This is a genomic window from Chryseobacterium panacisoli, from assembly GCF_008274625.1.
In the GTDB taxonomy this organism is placed as follows: domain Bacteria; phylum Bacteroidota; class Bacteroidia; order Flavobacteriales; family Weeksellaceae; genus Chryseobacterium; species Chryseobacterium panacisoli.
Genome location: NZ_VTRU01000002.1, coordinates 27,729 through 47,945, shown reverse-complemented (window position 1 = coordinate 47,945; position 20,217 = coordinate 27,729). Strand labels below are relative to the sequence as shown.

Annotated in this window: 21 protein-coding genes and 1 tRNA gene; 7 read left to right on the top strand and 15 right to left on the bottom strand. The window is 37.0% G+C overall.

What is annotated here, in order from left to right:
• Nucleotides 1–2: 2 nt before the first annotated feature.
• The 4 genes from FW781_RS10720 to FW781_RS10705 form a co-directional block, all read right to left on the bottom strand.
• Nucleotides 3–887 carry an energy transducer TonB gene (locus tag FW781_RS10720; protein WP_149387435.1) on the bottom strand — a complete coding sequence of 295 codons (885 nt, stop codon included), beginning with the start codon at nucleotides 885–887 and terminating at the stop codon, nucleotides 3–5.
• A gap of 35 nt (nucleotides 888–922) precedes the next feature.
• On the bottom strand, nucleotides 923–1,321 hold the full coding sequence (locus FW781_RS10715; RefSeq protein WP_149387434.1) for an ExbD/TolR family protein: 399 nt from the start codon (nucleotides 1,319–1,321) through the stop codon (nucleotides 923–925).
• 12 nt (nucleotides 1,322–1,333) lie between these two features.
• Entirely contained in the window at nucleotides 1,334–2,038 is a 705-nt protein-coding gene (locus FW781_RS10710) for a MotA/TolQ/ExbB proton channel family protein (protein WP_077413278.1), read from the bottom strand.
• A gap of 173 nt (nucleotides 2,039–2,211) precedes the next feature.
• Nucleotides 2,212–2,673 carry a hypothetical protein gene (locus FW781_RS10705; RefSeq protein WP_142717430.1) on the bottom strand — a complete coding sequence of 154 codons (462 nt, stop codon included), beginning with the start codon at nucleotides 2,671–2,673 and terminating at the stop codon, nucleotides 2,212–2,214.
• A gap of 169 nt (nucleotides 2,674–2,842) precedes the next feature.
• On the opposite strand from FW781_RS10705, the gene FW781_RS10700 reads away from it, so the two are divergent.
• Both FW781_RS10700 and FW781_RS10695 read left to right on the top strand, forming a co-directional pair.
• Nucleotides 2,843–4,639 (top strand): DUF885 domain-containing protein, encoded by a 1,797-nt coding sequence (locus FW781_RS10700; protein ID WP_149387433.1) that lies wholly within the window; start codon nucleotides 2,843–2,845, stop codon nucleotides 4,637–4,639.
• Nucleotides 4,640–5,211: 572 nt separating this feature from the next.
• Nucleotides 5,212–5,658: a DinB family protein gene (locus tag FW781_RS10695; protein ID WP_149387432.1), complete on the top strand. Its 447-nt coding sequence runs from the start codon at nucleotides 5,212–5,214 to the stop codon at nucleotides 5,656–5,658.
• Between the two features lie 182 nt (nucleotides 5,659–5,840).
• Here FW781_RS10695 and FW781_RS10690 read toward each other — a convergent pair whose 3' ends face one another.
• Nucleotides 5,841–6,461 carry an endonuclease III domain-containing protein gene (locus tag FW781_RS10690; RefSeq protein ID WP_149387431.1) on the bottom strand — a complete coding sequence of 207 codons (621 nt, stop codon included), beginning with the start codon at nucleotides 6,459–6,461 and terminating at the stop codon, nucleotides 5,841–5,843.
• A gap of 33 nt (nucleotides 6,462–6,494) precedes the next feature.
• Here FW781_RS10690 and bcp point away from each other — a divergent pair, with 33 nt between their 5' ends.
• On the top strand, nucleotides 6,495–6,944 hold the full coding sequence (bcp, locus tag FW781_RS10685) for a thioredoxin-dependent thiol peroxidase (RefSeq protein ID WP_047422077.1): 450 nt from the start codon (nucleotides 6,495–6,497) through the stop codon (nucleotides 6,942–6,944).
• 90 nt (nucleotides 6,945–7,034) lie between these two features.
• Here the strand turns inward: bcp and FW781_RS10680 are convergent, their stop codons facing one another.
• From FW781_RS10680 to FW781_RS10660, 5 genes are read right to left on the bottom strand one after another with little or no spacing between them, the layout of a single operon-like run.
• On the bottom strand, nucleotides 7,035–7,568 hold the full coding sequence (locus FW781_RS10680; protein WP_149387430.1) for a GNAT family N-acetyltransferase: 534 nt from the start codon (nucleotides 7,566–7,568) through the stop codon (nucleotides 7,035–7,037).
• The gene (locus tag FW781_RS10675; protein WP_149387429.1) at nucleotides 7,537–8,199 is read right to left on the bottom strand and encodes a hypothetical protein; all 663 of its coding nucleotides are present in this window, start codon (nucleotides 8,197–8,199) and stop codon (nucleotides 7,537–7,539) included. The genes FW781_RS10680 and FW781_RS10675 overlap by 32 nt, the downstream gene beginning before the upstream one ends.
• Before the next feature lie 34 nt (nucleotides 8,200–8,233).
• Nucleotides 8,234–9,316: a mannose-1-phosphate guanylyltransferase gene (locus FW781_RS10670; protein ID WP_228720182.1), complete on the bottom strand. Its 1,083-nt coding sequence runs from the start codon at nucleotides 9,314–9,316 to the stop codon at nucleotides 8,234–8,236.
• A gap of 2 nt (nucleotides 9,317–9,318) precedes the next feature.
• Entirely contained in the window at nucleotides 9,319–9,909 is a 591-nt protein-coding gene (locus tag FW781_RS10665) for a SprT-like domain-containing protein (protein ID WP_149387428.1), read from the bottom strand.
• A 1-nt stretch (nucleotide 9,910) separates the two neighbouring features.
• The gene (locus FW781_RS10660; RefSeq protein ID WP_149387427.1) at nucleotides 9,911–11,233 is read right to left on the bottom strand and encodes a TolC family protein; all 1,323 of its coding nucleotides are present in this window, start codon (nucleotides 11,231–11,233) and stop codon (nucleotides 9,911–9,913) included.
• A gap of 184 nt (nucleotides 11,234–11,417) precedes the next feature.
• Between FW781_RS10660 and FW781_RS10655 the strand changes: the two genes are divergently transcribed.
• From FW781_RS10655 to FW781_RS10645, 3 genes are all read left to right on the top strand, one after another.
• The gene (locus FW781_RS10655; protein ID WP_149387426.1) at nucleotides 11,418–12,662 is read left to right on the top strand and encodes a bifunctional folylpolyglutamate synthase/dihydrofolate synthase; all 1,245 of its coding nucleotides are present in this window, start codon (nucleotides 11,418–11,420) and stop codon (nucleotides 12,660–12,662) included.
• 42 nt (nucleotides 12,663–12,704) lie between these two features.
• Nucleotides 12,705–12,779 (top strand) — tRNA-Val (locus FW781_RS10650).
• A 117-nt stretch (nucleotides 12,780–12,896) separates the two neighbouring features.
• On the top strand, nucleotides 12,897–14,018 hold the full coding sequence (locus FW781_RS10645; RefSeq protein WP_149387425.1) for a glycosyltransferase: 1,122 nt from the start codon (nucleotides 12,897–12,899) through the stop codon (nucleotides 14,016–14,018).
• On the opposite strand, the gene FW781_RS10640 is transcribed toward FW781_RS10645, so the two are convergent.
• The 4 genes from FW781_RS10640 to FW781_RS22650 are packed head-to-tail and all read right to left on the bottom strand — an operon-like array spanning nucleotide 14,008 to nucleotide 16,767.
• On the bottom strand, nucleotides 14,008–14,931 hold the full coding sequence (locus FW781_RS10640; protein ID WP_149387813.1) for a glycosyltransferase family 9 protein: 924 nt from the start codon (nucleotides 14,929–14,931) through the stop codon (nucleotides 14,008–14,010). The two genes, FW781_RS10645 and FW781_RS10640, sit on opposite strands and share 11 nt — an antisense overlap.
• Before the next feature lie 50 nt (nucleotides 14,932–14,981).
• On the bottom strand, nucleotides 14,982–15,401 hold the full coding sequence (locus FW781_RS10635; RefSeq protein ID WP_047380093.1) for a SufE family protein: 420 nt from the start codon (nucleotides 15,399–15,401) through the stop codon (nucleotides 14,982–14,984).
• A gap of 44 nt (nucleotides 15,402–15,445) precedes the next feature.
• The gene (locus tag FW781_RS10630; RefSeq protein WP_149387424.1) at nucleotides 15,446–16,543 is read right to left on the bottom strand and encodes a glycosyltransferase; all 1,098 of its coding nucleotides are present in this window, start codon (nucleotides 16,541–16,543) and stop codon (nucleotides 15,446–15,448) included.
• Nucleotides 16,540–16,767: a uroporphyrinogen decarboxylase gene (locus FW781_RS22650; RefSeq protein ID WP_081996710.1), complete on the bottom strand. Its 228-nt coding sequence runs from the start codon at nucleotides 16,765–16,767 to the stop codon at nucleotides 16,540–16,542. Before FW781_RS22650 ends, FW781_RS10630 begins: the two co-directional genes overlap by 4 nt.
• Before the next feature lie 152 nt (nucleotides 16,768–16,919).
• Between FW781_RS22650 and FW781_RS10620 the strand changes: the two genes are divergently transcribed.
• Nucleotides 16,920–19,457 (top strand): ATP-dependent Clp protease ATP-binding subunit, encoded by a 2,538-nt coding sequence (locus FW781_RS10620; protein ID WP_149387423.1) that lies wholly within the window; start codon nucleotides 16,920–16,922, stop codon nucleotides 19,455–19,457.
• A gap of 169 nt (nucleotides 19,458–19,626) precedes the next feature.
• On the opposite strand, the gene FW781_RS10615 is transcribed toward FW781_RS10620, so the two are convergent.
• On the bottom strand, nucleotides 19,627–20,154 hold the full coding sequence (locus FW781_RS10615) for a hypothetical protein (RefSeq protein WP_149387422.1): 528 nt from the start codon (nucleotides 20,152–20,154) through the stop codon (nucleotides 19,627–19,629).
• Nucleotides 20,155–20,217: the final 63 nt, after the last annotated feature.

Genomic DNA, 20,217 nt, shown 5'->3' with positions numbered 1-20,217 from the left:
TTTTAGAATGTAATTTTATAAGTTCCGGTGGAAGAAGTACTGGCTTTCTCTGCTTTTACATATTTCTTTACCCAGGCTACCGATGTGGATGATACACAAGGATCAGAAACTCCTCCCAATCTTCTTGCAGATACTACATTTCCTGCTTTATCTACAGTGTAGGCAACGGTAATTGATCCGCTTGCGGTACAGCTGTGAGATGGCTGTGCACCTCCTCTGCCCATTGTTCCCGGAATATATCCAACAAGTTTTCTGTCGATTCCTACTTTACTGTCTCCGTTTCCGTCACCTCCTAAAGGATCTCCTGCATTTCCTATTCCCTCGCCTGTTCCCTGGCTTCCTGCTTTTGTTCCTCTTCCTTTAATCAGGTTTCCAATAGCGGCATTCCCTTTTCCGTCTCCATTTCCTGTTTTTGAATTGGCTGTTGCAGCCCCGGATTTCTTAGTATTTTTAGAAGCACTGGTACTTGTTGCCTCTTTTTTTACAGCTTTTTTTGATTCCTCTTTCTTAGGAACTGTTGTTTTTAAATTATTTCCTGTGATAACCTTCTCCTTAATGTCTGCTTTCTTGGGCTCAGGAGTTGGTTCCGGCTTTACAACAGTCTTTGTTTCCGGCACAGGTGTTTCTGCAGGCTCAGGTGTCACTTCTTCTGTGGCTGCAGCAAGACTTCCAGGCTGTTCCGCGGGCTCTTCAATTCCTTTTCCATTTCTGTTATCGCCGAAATTGACCAGCATAGTCGTTACCATTTCGGGTTCTTTATCCAGCTCAGGTTTTAATTTATACAAAAAAACAAAAAGCAAAATAGCAGCCCAGATAAGAACAGAAAGCAGGGCGCTCTTTATCCTATCTTTATTTTCTTCGTTTCTGTTGGCTGTATAGCTTCTCATCTTAAAAAGTAATTCTTTCCGAATCTTCGGATTTATTATTTGTCTTTAACGGTTGCAATAGCGATGTTAAATTTATATTTTTCAGCAATTTCCATCACAAAAACAACATCTTTATGTAATGTATTTTCGTCAGCTCTTATCGTAAATGATTTATTAGTCTGGTTCGCTAATTTATCTACAATAATCTTCTCCAATTCTCCTTTATTTGCTGGATTGTCATCTACAAAAAACGAACCATCCGGCTTAATACTTACCGTCAAAGGATTAGGTATATTGTCTTCAACTGCTCCGGCTTTCGGCAGATTCACATCAATAGCACTTTGATTGGCTGCTGAAGATGTGATCATAAAGAAAATCAGCATCAACAGGATAACGTCTGTCATCGCTGCTAAACTGAATTCCGGGTTTGCTTTATTTCTTCTCTGAATTTTCATCGTAAGGAAGATTTATAAAGGTTTGTTGATAAGATCCAAAAATTCTCCTGACATATTCTGAGCCTTCAGTACAAATTTATCAATCCTTGTCAATAGAATATTGTAACAGAAGTTAGCAGGAATTGCTACGGCCAAACCTACAGCGGTCTGTCCCAAAGCGGTATAAATACCTTCCGAAAGCGTTTTCGGTGAGAAAGATCCTGTGGCATGGGATAAATTAAAGAAAGCAATAATCATCCCTATTACGGTACCTAAAAGCCCTAACATCGGTGCAATACTCGGTACTACAGCCAAAAGGTTCAGGTTTTTCTCCATATTAGCAACCTCTACCTGAGCCTGCGCTTCCATAGCACTTACGATATCGGAAACAGGGCGCCCAAGTCTTGAAATGCCTTTTTCTAAAATCCTTCCTTCCGGGGAATTTTGCGTTTTGCAATAATCCGCTGCTGCCTCTATTTTTCCAGCTTTGATAAAGTCTTCAATATTATTCATGAAGTTGGAATCCGTTTTTGAAGTCAGTCTTTTGATAAAGAAAAACCTTTCAAAAAACAGATACAGAGAAAATATTCCCAACAGCAATACCGTGACCATCACTATTTTAGCGAATGCACCTCCGTGGAACATAATTTTCCAGAATGAGAACTCTAAGTTGTCTGCAGCAACTGCAGGTGTAGCGATTTGTGCAAATAAAATCTGAGAAAGTTCCGTTAACAGCATTAAATGTAAATTTTATTAAATTTCAACGACAAATGTAGTAGAATATTATGAATTGAACTCTTAAAAATTGCTTAAAAACAACTTAAAATTTGTTATGATTTACCAACAGCAAATTTCTTTCCAAAAATAAATTTGAAAAGAAATCCGGTATTAAAAAAGGATGAAAACGATCGTTAATCCTCGTCTACCTCAATATCATCCTGCTTGAACTCGCATTTTAATCTAAAAGGAATCGGTGTATCTGATCCTGTGTAGAAATCATCAATAGTGCCCTTCCAGATGACCTGAAGCTCTCCTTCTTCATTTTTTTCAAAAAGAAGCTCATTGTCATAGATATAGGCATCTTCGTCATCGAAAAGGTCTACTTCCGTGTAGGTTTCTTCATCGGAATCATTGATTGTGATAGTTTTTCCTTCTATTTCCGCTGATTCGATAGGAAAATCAAAAACTTCAAGTGAAAGCTGCGGAAAGTTGTACTGTAGTGAATCATCGTCTACGTGATCCAAACTGTCATCCGTAATAACTTCAACCTCTAAAAAATGTTGTTGGTTGCTGTAAACTGCCTTACAATAAGTATTTCTGATATTGTATTTTAGCGTCTCCTCCGGATGGTAAATTTTTAAAATCCCTTTCATTTTTTCTTAAAAAAGAACTGTAATAATATGATTGTTAAACGTTTTAGACAAAGATAAAAAATTGATTCAAAGTTGAAAGGATTTTGAAAATAATTTTTTAAAATCAACTCATACCATAAGTCTGAATATCCCAATAATACTTACTTTTGTTTTCATAAAGATTCTGAAAATGAAAAACATTTTATCAAAAGGTATACTTGGATTAGGATTGATGATCGGGCTTGCTTCATGCAAAAAGACAGATTCTCCCCTTACCAAAGTGACCCCCAGCAACCTGGATTCTATTGCTTCCAACTATTATGAGCAATATCTTAAACTCTATCCTTTAGACGCTACCTCTCAGGGAGATACAAGATACAACGACCAGCTTCCTATCAATATTGATAAAGATTTTATCTCAGGAGAAATCGCTTTCTACAATTCTGTACAGAAACAACTGGAGCATGTAGATTACAAATCCCTTTCTGATGAAGATAAGGTGGTGTATGATGTACTGGATTATACTTTAAAAGACAAAATTGAGGCCTATGCCTATCACCCGGAATATATTCCTTTTACCCAATTTGGGGGGCTCCCGCTTACTTTTCCCTTGTATGGAAGCGGACAGGGCAGCCAGCCTTTCAAAACTGAAAAAGACTACAGCGACTGGCTGAAAAGAATGGAAAAATTCCCGGAATGGATGGATGCCGCAACAGATAACTTCCGTGAGGGAATCAACAATAAGGTAGTACTTCCTAAAAAACTGGTTATCAAAATGATTCCCCAGATGAAGGCCGAGGAAATCACCACATCTGATATGGAAAAAAACATTTTCTACGGACCGGTTAAAAACTTTCCTAAAAACTTCACTCAGGATCAGAAAGATAAATTTTCAGCACTTTATAAAGACGCTATCACGAAAAAAATTATTCCGGCTTATACTAAAATGGGAGTATTTTTAGAAAAAGACTATCTTCCAAAAGCAAGAGATACAGACGGATACAACAGCCTTCCTAACGGAAATGAAATCTACAGCTATTATGTAAAAAGCTGGACCACTACTAAAAAGTCTCCTGATGAGATCAATAAAATCGGACTACAGCAGGTAGCTATGCTTCGTGCAGAAATGGAAAAAGTAAAGCAGCAGGTAGGTTTTACCGGCAGCCTGGAAGAGTTTATTACTTTTGTGAAAACAGATCCAAAGGCAATGCCTTATAAAACCTCTAAAGAAGTTTTAAATGCCTTCAACGGTATTCTTACGAAGATTACTCCGAAACTGAAAACGATGTTCAATGTAACTCCAAAAACAAAATTTGAAATCAGACAGACGGAAAAATTCAGAGAGGCAAGTGCTAGTGCAGAATACATTCCGGGAACTCCGGATGGTAAAAGAGCAGGTATATTTTATGTTCCTCTGCCTGACCCTACCAAATTCAATGTTACTTCAGGAATGGAGTCTCTTTTCCTTCATGAAGCGATTCCGGGACATCATTACCAGGTTTCTTTACAACAGGAAAACACTAAGCTTCCAAAATTCATGAGGTTCGGTTGGTTTGGAGCATATGGTGAAGGATGGGCACATTATTGTGAAACTTTAGGTCCTGAATTCGGCTTATATACGGATCCTTACCAGAAAATGGGATACCTGAGCGATCAGATGCTGAGAGCTGTACGACTTGTGGTAGACACAGGACTTCATACCGGAAAAATGTCAAGAGAAGAAGCCATCAAATATTTCTTAAGCAACATTTCTTATGACGAAGGAGCTGCCACGGCAGAAGTAGAAAGATATATGGCAATGCCGGGACAGGCTTTAGGCTACAAAATAGGCTCTTTAAGAATCCGCGAGCTGAGAGAAAAGTATCAGAAAGAACTTGGAAATAAATTCAATCTGGCAAGCTTCCATGATGAAGTATTAAGCCAGGGATGCCTTCCTTTGGATGTTCTGAACAGAAAAATGGAGCTTTGGGCTCAAAAACAAAAATAGTTTCTTTATAAGACTATTTTTGTTTTTTTCAGGTATTTTATTGATTGCTCTGAGCTATCAAAAGGATCAAAATTTTGAAAAGTTTACGATTGACGAGAGCCTATCTAGCAATGATACTATCCAACTTCTCTCTAAATATCCAGAGTTGAAACTTTACAATAGTGAAATTGTTGAAGGCAAGACAAGAACAGCTTATATTGTTCAGAAAGCATTTTATTACGACGGCCTTCTTAAAGGATCATTTTTTGTTTGATGACTATAAATGTAAGGCCCAATATTAGAATGATACTTTGAATATTCTGCTGAACAATAATAATGGCTATTTTGGAAACGGTGTTTTGGTAAAGGTTTTCAACAATCGATTTTATATAAAAGATATTGATCCTAAAACTTTAAAAGGGGAAAAAAATACATAAAATCAAAAGTTTCGGAACAGAAACTGATTCTAAACACCAACAGATTCAAAAAAAATGACAGCATTTATGGTTTCATAGATTATAAATGCAGGGTTGACAGTTTGGTTTATAAACACTTCAGAGGATATTTTAAAACAACAATACAACAAAATTGATATGATCACAGAAAGCCTTAGGTCTCTTTACAACAGAGATTTAAACAAACTAAAATCAGAGATAGAAGCCTATCAAAATGAAGAAAATATTTGGAGGATTGATAAAAACATAGCCAATTCTGCGGGCAATTTGGTGCTTCATTTAGTTGGAAATCTCAACCATTTTATAGGAACACACCTTGGAAACACAGGGTATATAAGACAACGTGACCTGGAGTTTTCCTTAAAAGATGTTCCAAGAGCCGAACTTATTGAAAAAATAGAGGCAACTACAACAATGATAGATTCTACTCTTTCTCAATTATCAGAAGACGACCTGAAAAAAGAATATCCTCTGGTTGTTTTTGAAAGTGCTATGACCACAGATTATTTTCTGATTCATCTGATTGCTCATCTGGATTATCATTTGGGACAGATCAATTACCACAGAAGATTATTGGACATTTAATCCATCAATAAAAATTAAAATAACGCAACGATCACAAAGTAATTGTTGCGTTTTCTTTTTCGTTCGCAAGGACTTTTCACTCAGCTAGGGAATATTGCCTTTGCTAAACGAAGTGCCTTTGCGAGCTATTTCAACGTAATTTTTTATAAAATCCTTGCGAGCATAGCGCTAAAATTAATGAGTTATTTCTCAAACATCATTTTCGTAATAAAATCCTTCTCTCCTTTTCCTCTTGCCGGAGAATATTCTCTTCCATAAAAAATGATCTGAAGGTGAAGCTTATTCCATACTTCTTCCGGGAATAAACTCTTGGCATCACGCTCTGTTTCCACTACATTTTTTCCTGAAGTAAGTTTCCATTGTGTCATCAGACGATGAATGTGTGTATCTACAGGAAAAGCGGGAAACCCGAATCCCTGGCTCATTACGACTGAAGCCGTTTTGTGTCCCACTCCCGGAAGAGCTTCCAATTCTTCATAAGTCTGGGGAACGATACCATTATGTCTTTCCAACAGAAGTTCGGCCATTCTTTTCAGGTTTTTGGCCTTTGTATTGGATAGCCCTATTTCTTTGATCAGTTCTTTGATTTCAAATTCTTCCAGCTTAGCCATTCTTTGTGGTGTTCCTGCTACCGCAAAAAGGTCAGGCGTAACCTGGTTTACTTTTTTATCTGTGGTTTGTGCGGAAAGTGCTACAGCAACCATCAATGTATACGGATCGGTGTGATCTAACGGAATAGGTGTTGTAGGATATAATTTCTCCAGTTCTATCTGAACGAGCTCTGCTCTTTGCTTTTTTGTCATGTAACCCTTAAATTTGAACAAAATTAAATCATTATGCTGAAAGTTGGAGATAAATTACCTGAATTTGAAGAACTCAACCAAGACGGAGAAACAGTAACTTCGTCAAAATTAATTGGAAAAAAACTAGTGGTTTTCTTTTATCCACAAGCGAATACGCCCACTTGTACTGTGGAAGCCTGTAATCTTAGTGATAACTATACTAAGCTTAAAAAAGCGGGATTTCAATTATTGGGAATAAGTGGTGATTCTGTAAAAAAGCAGAAGAACTTTCACAGCAAATTTGCCTTTCCTTATGATCTTATTGCAGATGAAAACCGTAATATCATTGAAAAATTCGGGGTATGGCAAGAGAAAAAAACATTTGGAAAAACCTATATGGGAATTGTAAGAACCACTTTTATTTTTGATGAAAATGGCATTTGTACAAGAGTCATTGAAAAAGTAACTTCAAAGACTGCCGCTGAACAGATTCTGGAGGGATAATTTCTTTTTTTAAACTCAAATCACAAATATTTTCACAAATAGCACAGATACATTGTTGTGTTATTTGTGAAAATATTTTTTATGGATTTATTATTCGGTTTCGTAATAGTTTAATTCTTCGGTTTCTCCGGGAAGCGTTACATATTTTTTAAATCTTAATCCCAGCTTTTCAATCAGCTTTTGGGAAGAGATGTTATCTTTTGAAATAATAGCCGATATTTTTGATAATCCAAACTCATCCATCCCAATGGATTTGACCTTCTGAGCCGCTTCAAATGCATACCCTTTGCCTTCAAACTCTTCCAGTAGAGAATATCCTATATCCACAATATCCAGACCTTCTCTCTCAAAGATGCCTACTGCTCCTACTTTTTCTTTTCCTTCTTTAGTTACTAAAAGATAATTTCCGAATCCCAATCTTTCAATCTGTGGAACAAATCTGTTCAGGATATAATTCTCAGCATCCTCAATGCTATTAACATTACGGTTGCCAATATGTTGAATAAATTTTGGTCTGTTATAAAGCTCGAAGACAAAATCACGGTCTTCACGAGACATCGGGCGAAGTATTAATCGTTCCGTCTCATAGGTATTATCTGCGTTTGGGTGTTTTTCTAGGCTCATCTTTCTTTGGTTCTTCTTTTTTTTCGATTTTTAAAAGTCTCGGGTTATTAGCACACTTTTTATTGTAAAGCTCAATATAAGTTCCATTGTCCTTTACATTGCTTACTGCTCCTGTGGATTTATTTACAGTCACCGTATAATGTGTTTTCTGATAAGGGCACTCCTTGGAAGTCAGCTTGCCAAGATCCAGATAATAATTCGACTGGTCTTCATGATAATTACCCGCAAGATCCTTAAATTCCTCATCCACCATATATCCTTCGGCAGCCAGCATTACAGCAGCTTCCTGGGCATTATCAATACGGTCTGTGAATTTCCTAAGCCCCTCAACATCGGTAACATAATTGATTTTTCCGCCTTCTGAATAAGCAATATAATAAAAGCTGTCTTCACTGGGAAAAAGATTAAACCCGGAGAACTGAGGCGTATAATTCACTTTACCCGAAGTTTTTATTTCCTCACCTTTTCCATAGCTGTTGTATACCAATACCCATGAGTCTACCCTATTTCCTGGGTTGATCTGCTGTAAAATATTCGGAATGCTCGAAAATTTTTTCTTCTCCTGAGAAAATCCTAAGATTCCCAAAAGTAAAAATATAAGAATTGTAAATCGGGTTGCAGTTTTAATCATAATTTAAAAAAATCAGCAGAAAATATACCAAATATTACATAAACTTATCTCCTTTCTTAAAGTTTTTTAAGTCGAGGACATAATCTTTTATAAGCTGGTCATTATCTCGCGGGCAGATAAGAAGGGCTTTATCGGTATCTACAACAATGTAGTTTTCAAGACCGTCAATGATGACCGCCTTGTTATTATTTCTCAGACGGATAATGTTTCCTTTTGAGTTATAGGAGAGTAAATGCTTTAATTTCACAGCATTTCCTTCTTTATCTTTTTCTGTATTTTCGTATACAGACGTCCATGTTCCCAGATCGCTCCATCCTAAATCTGATGGAATCACATATACATTCTTTGCTTTTTCTAAAATTCCGTTATCAATCGATATCTTTTGAACTTTTGGATAAATGGTTTCAATACAGCTGTTTTCCTTTTCTGAATTGTATTCACAAGCCATAAAATGCTGCATCATCTCAGGAAGATAAAGATCAAAAGCATTGTGAATACTTTTTACGTTCCATATAAAAATACCTGCATTCCAAAGGAAATCACCGCTCTCTAAAAAGCTTTGGGCAATTTCAAGGATCGGTTTCTCTGTGAATGTTTTGACTTTAAAATAATCAGAACCCTTCTTTTCTACAAATTGAATGTAACCGTATCCCGTATCAGGTCTTGTTGGAGTAATCCCTAATGTTACCAGATAATCGTGTTTTGAAGCTACTTCAAAAGCCAGCTCCACTTTTTCCAGAAATATATCCTCTTTAAGGATCAGATGATCCGCCGGAAGCACAATCATTGTTGCATCCGGATTGATCTCAGCAATCTTGTTGGCCATATACAGGTTACATGCAGCCGTATTCTTCATAAGTGGTTCACCCACAATGTTTTCTTCAGGAATCTCCGGAAGCTGCTGATGGGAAAGAGCCACATACTCTTTATTCGTAATCACGAATATTTGCTCTTTAGGAATTACCTTACTGATTCTGTCATAGGTCTGCTGAATCATTGTACGTCCGGTTCCTAAAATATCCTGAAACTGTTTTGGAAATTTCTGCGTACTCATTGGCCAGAACCGGCTTCCGATTCCTCCCGCCATTATAACGCAGTATCTATCTGATTTTAACATTATTAGCTACATTTTTCTACCCTCGCTAATGGCTTGAAAGAATACTTTCTTCCAGTAGCCAGGTTCTTACAAAGATAGTTTTTTTTAACTAGACCTTCTAATAAATACTTTTCGTTGCGGTATATAAAAAATTCGCCTTTCTGAAGTTGTTCAATAAATTGAAGAGTATCATCTTGTTTTTCAGTATGAAAATATCTCACCAGATCCGGGCTGGCCATGAAATTGGCCTTTGGTGATTTTGAAAATTTTATAATGATGGGTTTTAGTTCCTCATCATAAATTTCAAGGCTTTCGAGGAGCATATTTCTGAAAGTTTCTTTCCATTCATTGCCGTGAGGAGAAATTTTCCGTCCATATTTTTCAAACGCAATAAGATGAGCGAGCTCGTGGGTCAGTACAAAGAAAAAAAGCTGCGGGGTAAGCGTTGAGTTTACCGTTATTTCATGGGAATTGTCCGGAAGTTTTCTGTAATCTCCCAGTTTTGAATTCCTGTTTCGTGTAACTTTTATATGGATATAGTAATCTGAAAACCATACCCTTAAATAACTGAGTGTATTTTGAGGTAAATATTTTTCTAATGATTGAATAGACATTTTACAAACTTAATGGAATTCCGGCATAGAAATTCAATAGTTTAAGACTAAAAAGATAATTATATTTTGCCTGCGCTACTGATCCCTGTGCATTTGCATAATTATTTCTCGCCACATTGACGTCATAAATGGTCGTTCTTCCTGCAGCATAACTTTTGTCGGCAAAATCAAGAGCCAGTTTGGAGCTTTTTTCGGCTTCCACAGCGGCAAGATAGTTTTCATAATTGGCATCTGCATCAAACTGAGCTTTCTGTATATTTTGTCTTACCGTTTGTTTCTGCTGTTCAAGGGTAATTTTGCTTACACTTTCATTTAATTTGGACTGCTCAACCTGTAATTTTGTTTTCCCTTTATTGAAGATAGGAATATTAAGTGACAGCCCTACGTTTTGTCCAAACTGATCTTTATATTGTTCAAAGAAAGTTCCCTGCACGACCCCTGGCATAACATTAAATTGCTTGTTATAGAAAGTATTAAGACCGGCACTAGCTGTTAGTGTAGGCCAGAATGCTGTTCTGCTTACCTCTGTTTGTGCTTCGGCAGATCTTATCCTGCTTTCCGCTGCTTTTATCTGAGGTTGCACATCATAGGCCTTTGTAAGAACTTCATCTGCAGTTACCAGCTGCGAATCTAATGTTTCAGGAATATCTACATTTTCCACATCAAAATCTTTATAATCTGAAAGCTGCAAAAGCTGAGCGATCGCAAACAGAGCTCTTCCTACATTGACCTCAGCTGTCTTAAGATTTTGTTTTTCTCTCGCCCAGGCTGCATCTGCTTCCGCTAAAACAGTCTGTGCAGTAGTCCCAACCTGAGTGGTTATCTTTGCTCTGTCATGCTGTTTTTTAGCATTTTCTACAGCGCTTTGAGAAATCTTAACAATTTCTTTGTTCAATAAAGCGGTTAAATATTGTTGTGCAATTTGTACCGAAATATCATTTTTGATGGCCTCAATATCATACTGGCTGGCTTCTACATCAAACTGGAGTTTTCTTACATTCTTCTCCAATCTCCCATTATTATAGACCAAAATCTCGGCACCTACGCCAACACTGTTATTGAATCTATCGTTTCTATAGCTTCCTGCTCCTAATGATCCTTGTCCAAAACTCACCCCAGTCGTAACACTCCCCGATACGGAAGGCAAATAGTCTTTTTTAGCCGCTTGGAGGTTATATTGCTGATTTTCTTTGGTATACTGATTTTGGATAACCTGAAGATTATGCTCCACTGCATAGCTTACGCATTCTTTTAAGGACCATTTCTTCTGAGCGCTTAAACCCAGATAACCTAATCCAAAAACGATGATCCAAACTTTTTTCATATTATGTAGATGTTTATTTGTTTTTAATGGCATATGGAATCGTGTCATCTTTATCTGCATAGTAATTTGTAAATCACAGCGATTTCATATTAAGATTTTTCAATATTAGACGAATTAAATATAAAAAAGTTACAGATTGAAAAATTATATTTTTTTTTAAAAAAACTTTTGGGAATTTTGTACCATGACAAATGAACAATATCAGGAAGCTATCGACTGGCTTTTCGTGCAGATGCCCAACTATCAGATAGATGGGCAGAAGGCTTATAAACCCGGACTTGACAATATTACAAAGCTTTGTGCTTTCTTTGGAAATCCTCAGGATAAGATCAAGTGCATCCATATTGGCGGTACCAACGGAAAAGGTTCTTCAAGCAATATGCTGGCATCCGTTCTTCAGGAAGCAGGTTACAAAACAGGATTATACAATTCTCCGCACCTGATAGACTTTACAGAACGTATCAAGGTTAACGGAAAAAACTGTAATAAAGAATTTGTCTTTGAGTTTATTCAAAAACTAAGAACACTTCCGGACGATATCCGCCCCTCTTTCTTTGAATTTACCACAATCATGGCTTTTGAATATTTTTATCAGCAACAGGTGGATTTTGCCATTATTGAAGTTGGATTGGGAGGAAGACTGGATTCAACAAACATTATTAAGCCATTGATCTCTGCGATTACAAATGTTCAATTGGATCATCAAAATATACTGGGAGATACCATTGAAGAAATTGCCACTGAGAAAGCAGGAATTGTTAAAAGTAACATCCCTGTTATTTCCGGTGACGAAAATGAAGCTGTCAAAAATATCATCCGAGAGAAAGCAACAAAAGAAAATGCTCCATTTATAGATGCAACTTTTATTGAGACAACCCTTACCTCTGATCTGAAGGGAAATTATCAGAAGAAAAATCTCAGAGTGGTATTGGCTGCAGTAGAGGAATTAAGAAAACTACAGGTACATATTTCCGATAAAGATCTTGAAAACGGACTACTCCATGTTCATCAGAATACCGGATTCATTGGCCGCTGGTTTGAATTTTCAAAAAATCCGCTTACGGTTTGTGATACGGGACACAACCAGGCAGGTTTGGAGTACGTTTTTTCACAACTAAATTCAATTGACAGGCACAAGCATGTCATTTTGGGGTTTGTGAATGACAAAAAAATAGATGATGTGATGAAATTACTTCCTGAAAATTCTGAGTTCTATTTTGCAAAACCATCTGTCAACAGGGGAAGACATCCGGAAGATTACGAAAACCTGCTTAAGGAATCAAAAATTTTTTATAAAATTTTTGATTCCGTACAGGAAGCGTATCTGTCTGCAAAAGAACAATGTACAAATGAAGAAATGATTTTTATCGGCGGAAGCAACTTTGTAGTGGGAGATTTTTTAGAAAAAAATTTGGAGATTAAAGAATAAGTCGTATATTTGCACCACTCTAAACAAGAGAACAAGTCTAGAGGGTTCTTAGCTCAGTTGGTTCAGAGCATCTGGTTTACACCCAGAGGGTCGGGGGTTCGAATCCCTCAGGACCCACAAAAAATCTCTCAAGAAATTGGGAGATTTTTTTATTTTTATCTTTAAGCAATATAAAGCAGCTCTTCACCTTTCCTTATATTTATTTACCTTTGTCTGCACTTGAATCTGCCTGACGTGAAGGAACTCCATATCATATCATTCAACTATCCCTACCCTCCTTCTTATGGTGGGATCATTGATGTGTATTATAAGATCAAGGCTCTATCTGATCTGGGAATAAAAATCCACCTTCATTGTTTTGTAGACAAAATTCCTGTAAAGATTGATCCGGAAGTTGAAGAAAGTACTGAAAATGTCTTTTTTTATGAAAAGAAAAAGAATCCGCTCCTCTATTTCTCAAAAATACCTTTCGCTGCTGTAATAAGAGATTCTGATCTGCTTCTTAAAAATCTGGAAAAGATCAATGCTCCAATATTGTTTGAAGGCCTGCAGACAACTCATATCATCAGGTTTCTGAAAGAGAGCAGACACAAATTATATCTCCGCTATCACAACAACGAAACAGAGTATTATAAAGGGCTTTCATTATCAGAAAAAAACATTTTCAAAAAGATGGTGTATGGCATTGAAGCTTTAAAATATAAAGGATACCAGAAAACGCTTTTAAAGGAGTTTGAAACTATATTCTGCCTGTCTGAAAAGGAATATAATGAAGTGGATACTTATTCGGGAAACGCACGGTTGATTCATATTTTCCATGGGAATCAGTCGGTAAAACAGCTGGATAAAAAAGGGAATTATTTTCTTTTTCATGGAGATCTCACCACGGCTGATAATAAAAAAGCACTCATTGAGGCTCTTGATTTATTCAAAACTCTTCCACAGTATAAACTGATTGTCGCCTCCGATCGTGCCAGCGAAGATATTAAAAGGAGGATTTCAGTGATTGAAAATATCACCCTCGCTCCTATCGGAACTACAGAAAACCTTCATCATCTTCTGGAGAATGCTCATGCCAACATTCTTATTTCTTACCAGAATTCAGGAACCAAAGTGAAGCTTTTCAACACTCTTTATAACAGTCGGTTTGTGATTATTAACGGAAATATTACAGACGATCCTGCTTTGACAGGTTTATGTCTGTATGGAACTGATAGGACTGAAATTCGCCAACAGATTATCAGCTCTGCTGAAAAAGACTATGATGATACTGAAAAAAGAAAACAAATCTTAGAAAAAAAGCACTCGGATCACGCTAAAGCTGAAGAGATCATAAAGATTATTTTTAAAAATTAACCCTGTCTATCACTTTCTGGATATTGAATTCCTCAAGACAAGCCCAGTCTCCTCTGTAGCACTCCTTATCTCCAAAAACAGAACACGGCCTGCAGGTAAGATCTTTTACCTGAACAACATCTTCTTCACTCTGCCCGAATCCCAAAAACCCAGCATAAGGATGAGTGGCACCCCAAATAGAAACACATCTCGTTCCTACAAGACTTGCAAGGTGCATATTCGCAGAATCCATGGATATCATCAGTTCCAGCCCGGCAATATAATTGAGTTCTTCGGTAAGGTTTAATTTTCCGGAAAGATTTTTGGTATTAGGAATCTCACTTTCCCATCTGTCAAGGGTTTCGGTTTCTTTTTTACCTCCACCAAAGAAATATACCGTATGTCTCTGAGCAAGAATTCTGACCAGTTCATAGGATTTTTCCAGAGGAAGCATCTTTCCTTTGTGTTGGGCAAAAGGAGCAAAACCAATCCCTGACTGATGCTCCGAAGTAGGTCTGAGCTGATGCGAAAGCTCAACCTTGAATCCCATTTTACGAAATACGTCTGCATAACGCTCCACGGTTTTCTTCAGCTGTACTTTCTCAAGGTTCCATACATCTGTAAGGTGTTCTTTCTCCTCTTTACCCTTATCTATTTTGAAAACTTTGAGTCCTTTTCTTCTGTAAATTCTATCTAAAACTTTGGTCCGTATTACGTCGTGAAGATTGGCAATACAGTCTGGATTAAATTCCCGGATCAGTTCATTGCTCAGTTTCCTCAATCCAAAGAGACCTTTATAATCATCAAGATCAATTCCTTTAAAAGTCACATTAGGAACTCCCGCAAACAGGGCTTCGAAATTCTTTCTGGACACCATAATAATTTCCACACCGGGGTTCTGCTCCAGAAACTCTCTGAAAACAGGCACAGTCATCGCAACATCTCCGAATGCGGAAAAACGATATGCTAAAATTTTTGTCACGGTTATGATTTCAGTTGATAGGCAACTGCATAAAACTTGATCTGTTTGGTCATTGCCATCAATCCGTTAGCTCTGGATGGCGAAAGAAATTCCTGTAACCCTATCTCCCCAATAAAATCAAAATCAGAATCCAGAATTTCCTGAGTGGAATGCCCGCTATAAATACTTACTAAAAGAGAAACGATTCCTTTAGGTAAAATACCGTCAGAATCTGCATTAAAGAAAAGTTTCCCATCTTTGAATTCAGCATCAATCCAAACCTTGCTCTGGCAGCCTTTTATCAGATTCTCTTCTGTTTTTCTTTCTTCCGGCAAGCCTTTCAGTTCTTTTCCGAGATCAATGATGTACTCGTACTTTTGCTCCCAATCGTCAAGAAAAGCAAATTCGTCGATTATTTCCTGCTGTTTTTCTTTAATGGTCATTTTAAATCAAATTTCTTTTGCAAAGATAACCAATTTTGTAAAATTTATGATTGTGATGCATTTTCAAAAAGCTGAAGGATTTTTGTTTCTTCGTTCTCCCAGCAAAATACATCCGCAGCTTTGTTCAATTCGCTCTGATAATACAGTCTTCCTCTTTCAAGAACCAGATTAATTGCTTTTTCAATCGTTTCAGGCTGATGATCTGTAATGATCTCTCCTACGTTAAACTGATTTTTTATACGCTGCATTTCCGGGAAATTAATCATAACAAGCGGTACTCTGGACTGGATATAATCACAAACCTTATTGGGAAGTGAATAATAATAGCTTACTCCATTGTTTTCTTCAAGACTAAATCCAACATCTGCTGTTTTCGTTATTTCTCTGAGATTTTCCGGTTTCAGTTTACCCAGAAAAAAGACTTTGTCCTGCAGTTTTTCCTGAACAACAAGCTCTTCATATATTTTTTTCTTCGGTCCGTCACCAGCAATTTTCAGAACTGCATCTTTAATATGGTGCATAGCGGCAATCATTTTTTCAATTCCTCTGGATTGGTTGATCGCTCCCTGATAAAGAATAATTTTAGGATGATTTTCAGGAATTTCAGGGGCAGAAAGAATTTTTCTCGGGATATTTCTTACAACTACAGGATTGACATTATATTTTTCGTGAAACCACTCAGCGTAACTTTCACTTTCTGTCATCATAAATTTTACATGAGGAAGCAGCTTTCTTTCCAGAACCCTCCAGAATTTTTGTGAAAATCTGTTTTGTACCGATGGCATTTCCGTGAAAATTTCATGACTGTCAAAGACCAATGGAATGTTGAGTTTTTTGGCAATGAGATAATTTGGCAGAAGTGCATCTATATCATTGGCATGAAGGATAGTATCTTTGTCCGCTTTTTTCTTTAATTCCTTATACAGCTTCCAGTTAAATTCAAAATAAGCAGTTTTTAGACTTTTTGACTTCAATCCTATTCTTGAAACAGGATAAGGACGTTCCATTGTCTCATTTCCTTCCCAGTCATTTCCGATCAGTTCAATGGAATATCCGTTATCAAAAAGGGTTTTGCATACCTTTTCTATTCGCTGATCGGTATACAGGCTGCTAAAAGCTGAAGTAATTATTTTTTTCCTCATCCCTTTTTCTTGCCTAGTATTAAATGATAGATCTGAATGAAACAAATCAACCCATTTGGAATGATAACCGGCCATAAAGGCCCACTAAAAAAGCCATAAATGACAAAACAAAAACAGCCAATCATGTTGACAATTCTAATTTTTCTTACATCTTTCAGTATGAAACTCAGCACGATAAAAACTGAAGCGGAATATCCGATGTAAGTAGTAATTTCAGGGGTCATGAGAGATTTTTAAGGATAACAAACTTAATCATTTTCAATAAGATAATAAAATTTTTTACTGCCATAAAGTCATTAATTGATTTTTGGTAAAATATTTGTAATTTAGATAATGAATAAAAGGTAATGTTGCCTTTGTTCTAATGAGATATATTATGGATTATAAGTTTTCACAAGGTTTGAGCCAGGTGTTCAAACAAAGCAAAAGCGAAGCTAAAAGGCTGAAAAGTGAATTTCTTAATACAGAACATCTACTTTTAGGTATTATAAAAACGGAAAACTCTGCAAAAGAAATCCTTCAAAACCTTAATGCGGATTTAACACAAATCAGAAGAAAAATTGAAACTTTAAATACAGCAAGTCTAAATCCTATTTCTGAAGAGGTTACCAATATTTCTTTCACTAAGATGGCAGACCATGCCATTAAACGTGCGGAGCTAGAATGCCGACAATATAAAAGCAATGAGATTAATACCGTTCACCTGCTTTTAGGTATTCTCTATAAATATGAGGACCCTACTTCAAATATTCTGGGAGCTTATGACATCGACTATGAAGGAGTTTCAAGAGAATACCAGACCATGCTTAAAAATTCAGGCCAATCTCCACAGATGAGTGCTTATGACGATGATGATGAGAGAGAAGAATTTGAGCAAATGAGAAAGCCTACAGGAAATCTAGGTTCTGCAAAAAGTAAAACGCCTACTTTGGATAACTTTGGTAGAGACCTTACTTCTTTGGCCAGGGACGGAAAACTGGACCCGGTAATCGGCCGTGAAAAAGAAATTGAGAGAGTTTCTCAGATCTTATCCCGCAGAAAGAAAAACAACCCTCTTCTTATCGGAGAGCCGGGTGTTGGTAAATCTGCCATTGCTGAAGGGTTAGCATTAAGAATTCAACAGAAAAAAGTGTCGAGAGTTCTTTACGGAAAACGTGTGATCACTTTAGACCTGGCAAGTTTAGTTGCCGGAACTAAATACCGTGGTCAGTTTGAAGAAAGAATGAAGGCCATCATGACGGAGCTGGAAAAAAACAGAGATGTCATCTTATTTATTGATGAGCTTCATACGATTGTAGGAGCGGGAAGTTCAACAGGAAGTTTAGATGCTTCCAATATGTTCAAGCCTGCTTTGGCAAGAGGAGAAATTCAATGCATCGGGGCTACGACTCTGGATGAATACCGCCAGTATATTGAAAAAGACGGTGCTTTAGAAAGAAGATTTCAGAAAGTAATGGTGGAGCCTACTTCTATTGATGAAACCATTCAGATTCTGAACCAGATCAAAGATAAATATGAAGAACATCACAATGTAATCTATACTCCTGAAGCTATTTTGGCCTGTGTCAATTTGACTTCAAGATATATTACAGACCGTTTCTTACCGGACAAAGCTATTGATGCCATGGATGAAGCAGGATCTCGTGTTTATATCAAGAATATGAAAGTTCCTACTGAAATCATTGATTTTGAAAAGAAAATTGAAGATATCAAAGAACTGAAGCAGAAAGCTGTAAAAGCTCAGGATTACCTTGAGGCAAGAAAGCTTAAAGATGAAGAGGAACGTCTTCAGATGGAACTGAATGCAGCCCAGGAAAAATGGGATAAAGATGTAAAAGAGAAAAAAGAAACCGTAACAGAAGAGAATGTAGCAGAAGTGGTTTCTATGATGAGTGGAGTTCCTGTAACGAAAGTTGGTAAGAACGAGCTTGATAAGCTTGCCCAGATGGATGAAAAACTGAACGGAAAAGTAATCGGTCAGGAAGATGCTGTGAAAAAAGTTGTGAAAGCAATTCAAAGAAACAGAGCTGGTCTTAAAGATCCAAACCGCCCTATCGGTACCTTTATCTTCCTTGGTACAACCGGGGTTGGTAAAACCGAGCTGGCTAAAGTAATGGCAAGAGAGCTGTTTGAATCCGATGAGTCTTTGATCAGAATTGACATGAGTGAATACATGGAGAAATTCGCAGTTTCAAGATTGGTGGGTGCGCCTCCGGGATACGTAGGATATGAAGAAGGTGGCCAGCTGACTGAAGCGGTAAGAAGAAAACCTTATGCGGTGGTGCTTTTGGATGAGATTGAAAAAGCTCACCCGGATGTATTCAATATTCTGTTACAGATCCTTGATGAAGGTCACGTTACAGACAGCTTAGGCAGAAAAATCGACTTTAGAAATACGATTATCATTCTTACTTCCAATATCGGAACCAGAGATCTTAAAGACTTTGGAGATGGTGTAGGATTCGGAACTTCTGCTAAAAAGACAAGCTCAGATACAAGAGCAAGAAGCACCATTGAAAGTGCCCTTAAGAAAGCATTTGCTCCTGAATTCCTAAACAGAATTGATGACATTGTGATCTTCAACTCTCTTGTTCAGGATGATATCAAAAAAATCATTGATATTGAATTGAACAAATTGTATGGCAGACTTGAAAAATTAGGATATAAAGTTGATTTAACTGAAGATGCTAAAAACTTCATTTCTGAAAAAGGATGGGATAAAGATTTCGGTGCAAGACCATTGAAGCGAGCAATCCAGAAATATATTGAAGACTTATTGGCAGAAATGCTGGTAAACAAGCAATTGAATGAAGGAGAAACCATAGTTCTTGACCTTAATGAGGCTAAAGACGGACTGATTGGAAAAACGCAGAAAGCGAAAAAATCAGCGGCTGAGAAGTCTTCTCAATCATAAAATAAATAATTTAATTTTAAATAGAAAATCCGGGGGAAATTTCCTCCGGATTTTTGTTTTATATTTTTCGGCTGAAGCCAGTGGCATTTTGAGTATTCTATTGAACGGGCTAAAGCCCATTCCTATTGATCAAGAAATCTATTTTTTCATTGTCAATAAACACATAAGATTAAAGCCCCACCACAAATCCGATGTTCGGGATCAGGCCGCTTGAAAACACGCTGGAATTCTGCTTCCAGAGCACATTATACATTAATCCAAGCTGCATAAAAGAATTATTCCCGATTCTCTGCATATACCCTCCTCCAAGATATAATGCGTTTTCTTCTGTATTATATTTATAATCATAATATTTATCCTTATAATCAACAAAATAATGCTGATAGTTTGCTCCCACATAAAATGATCTGGCAAAATAGTAATTGACAAATGGTCCTACTCCAAACATTGTAGATTTATAATAGTCGGAAGTCTGCCACGATACACTTCCCACCACTCCGGCTTCGAGATCATCAGTAAGCCTGTATCCTACCCGTGGTGAAGCAGACAGATTAAAAGCGCTGTTACTCCCGAATCCTAATCCGATTCCTCCTCCAAACGTCCATTTGCTGCTTTCCTGTGGCTGGGTGCCCACTGAAATCTGGGAAAATACCGAGCCTGAAATGATCAGCATCATAGAAATAATAACTTTTTTCATATGTAGATATATTTTGTTTTGATAATATTGTACACTTTCATCACTTGATAGAGTGCCTTATGA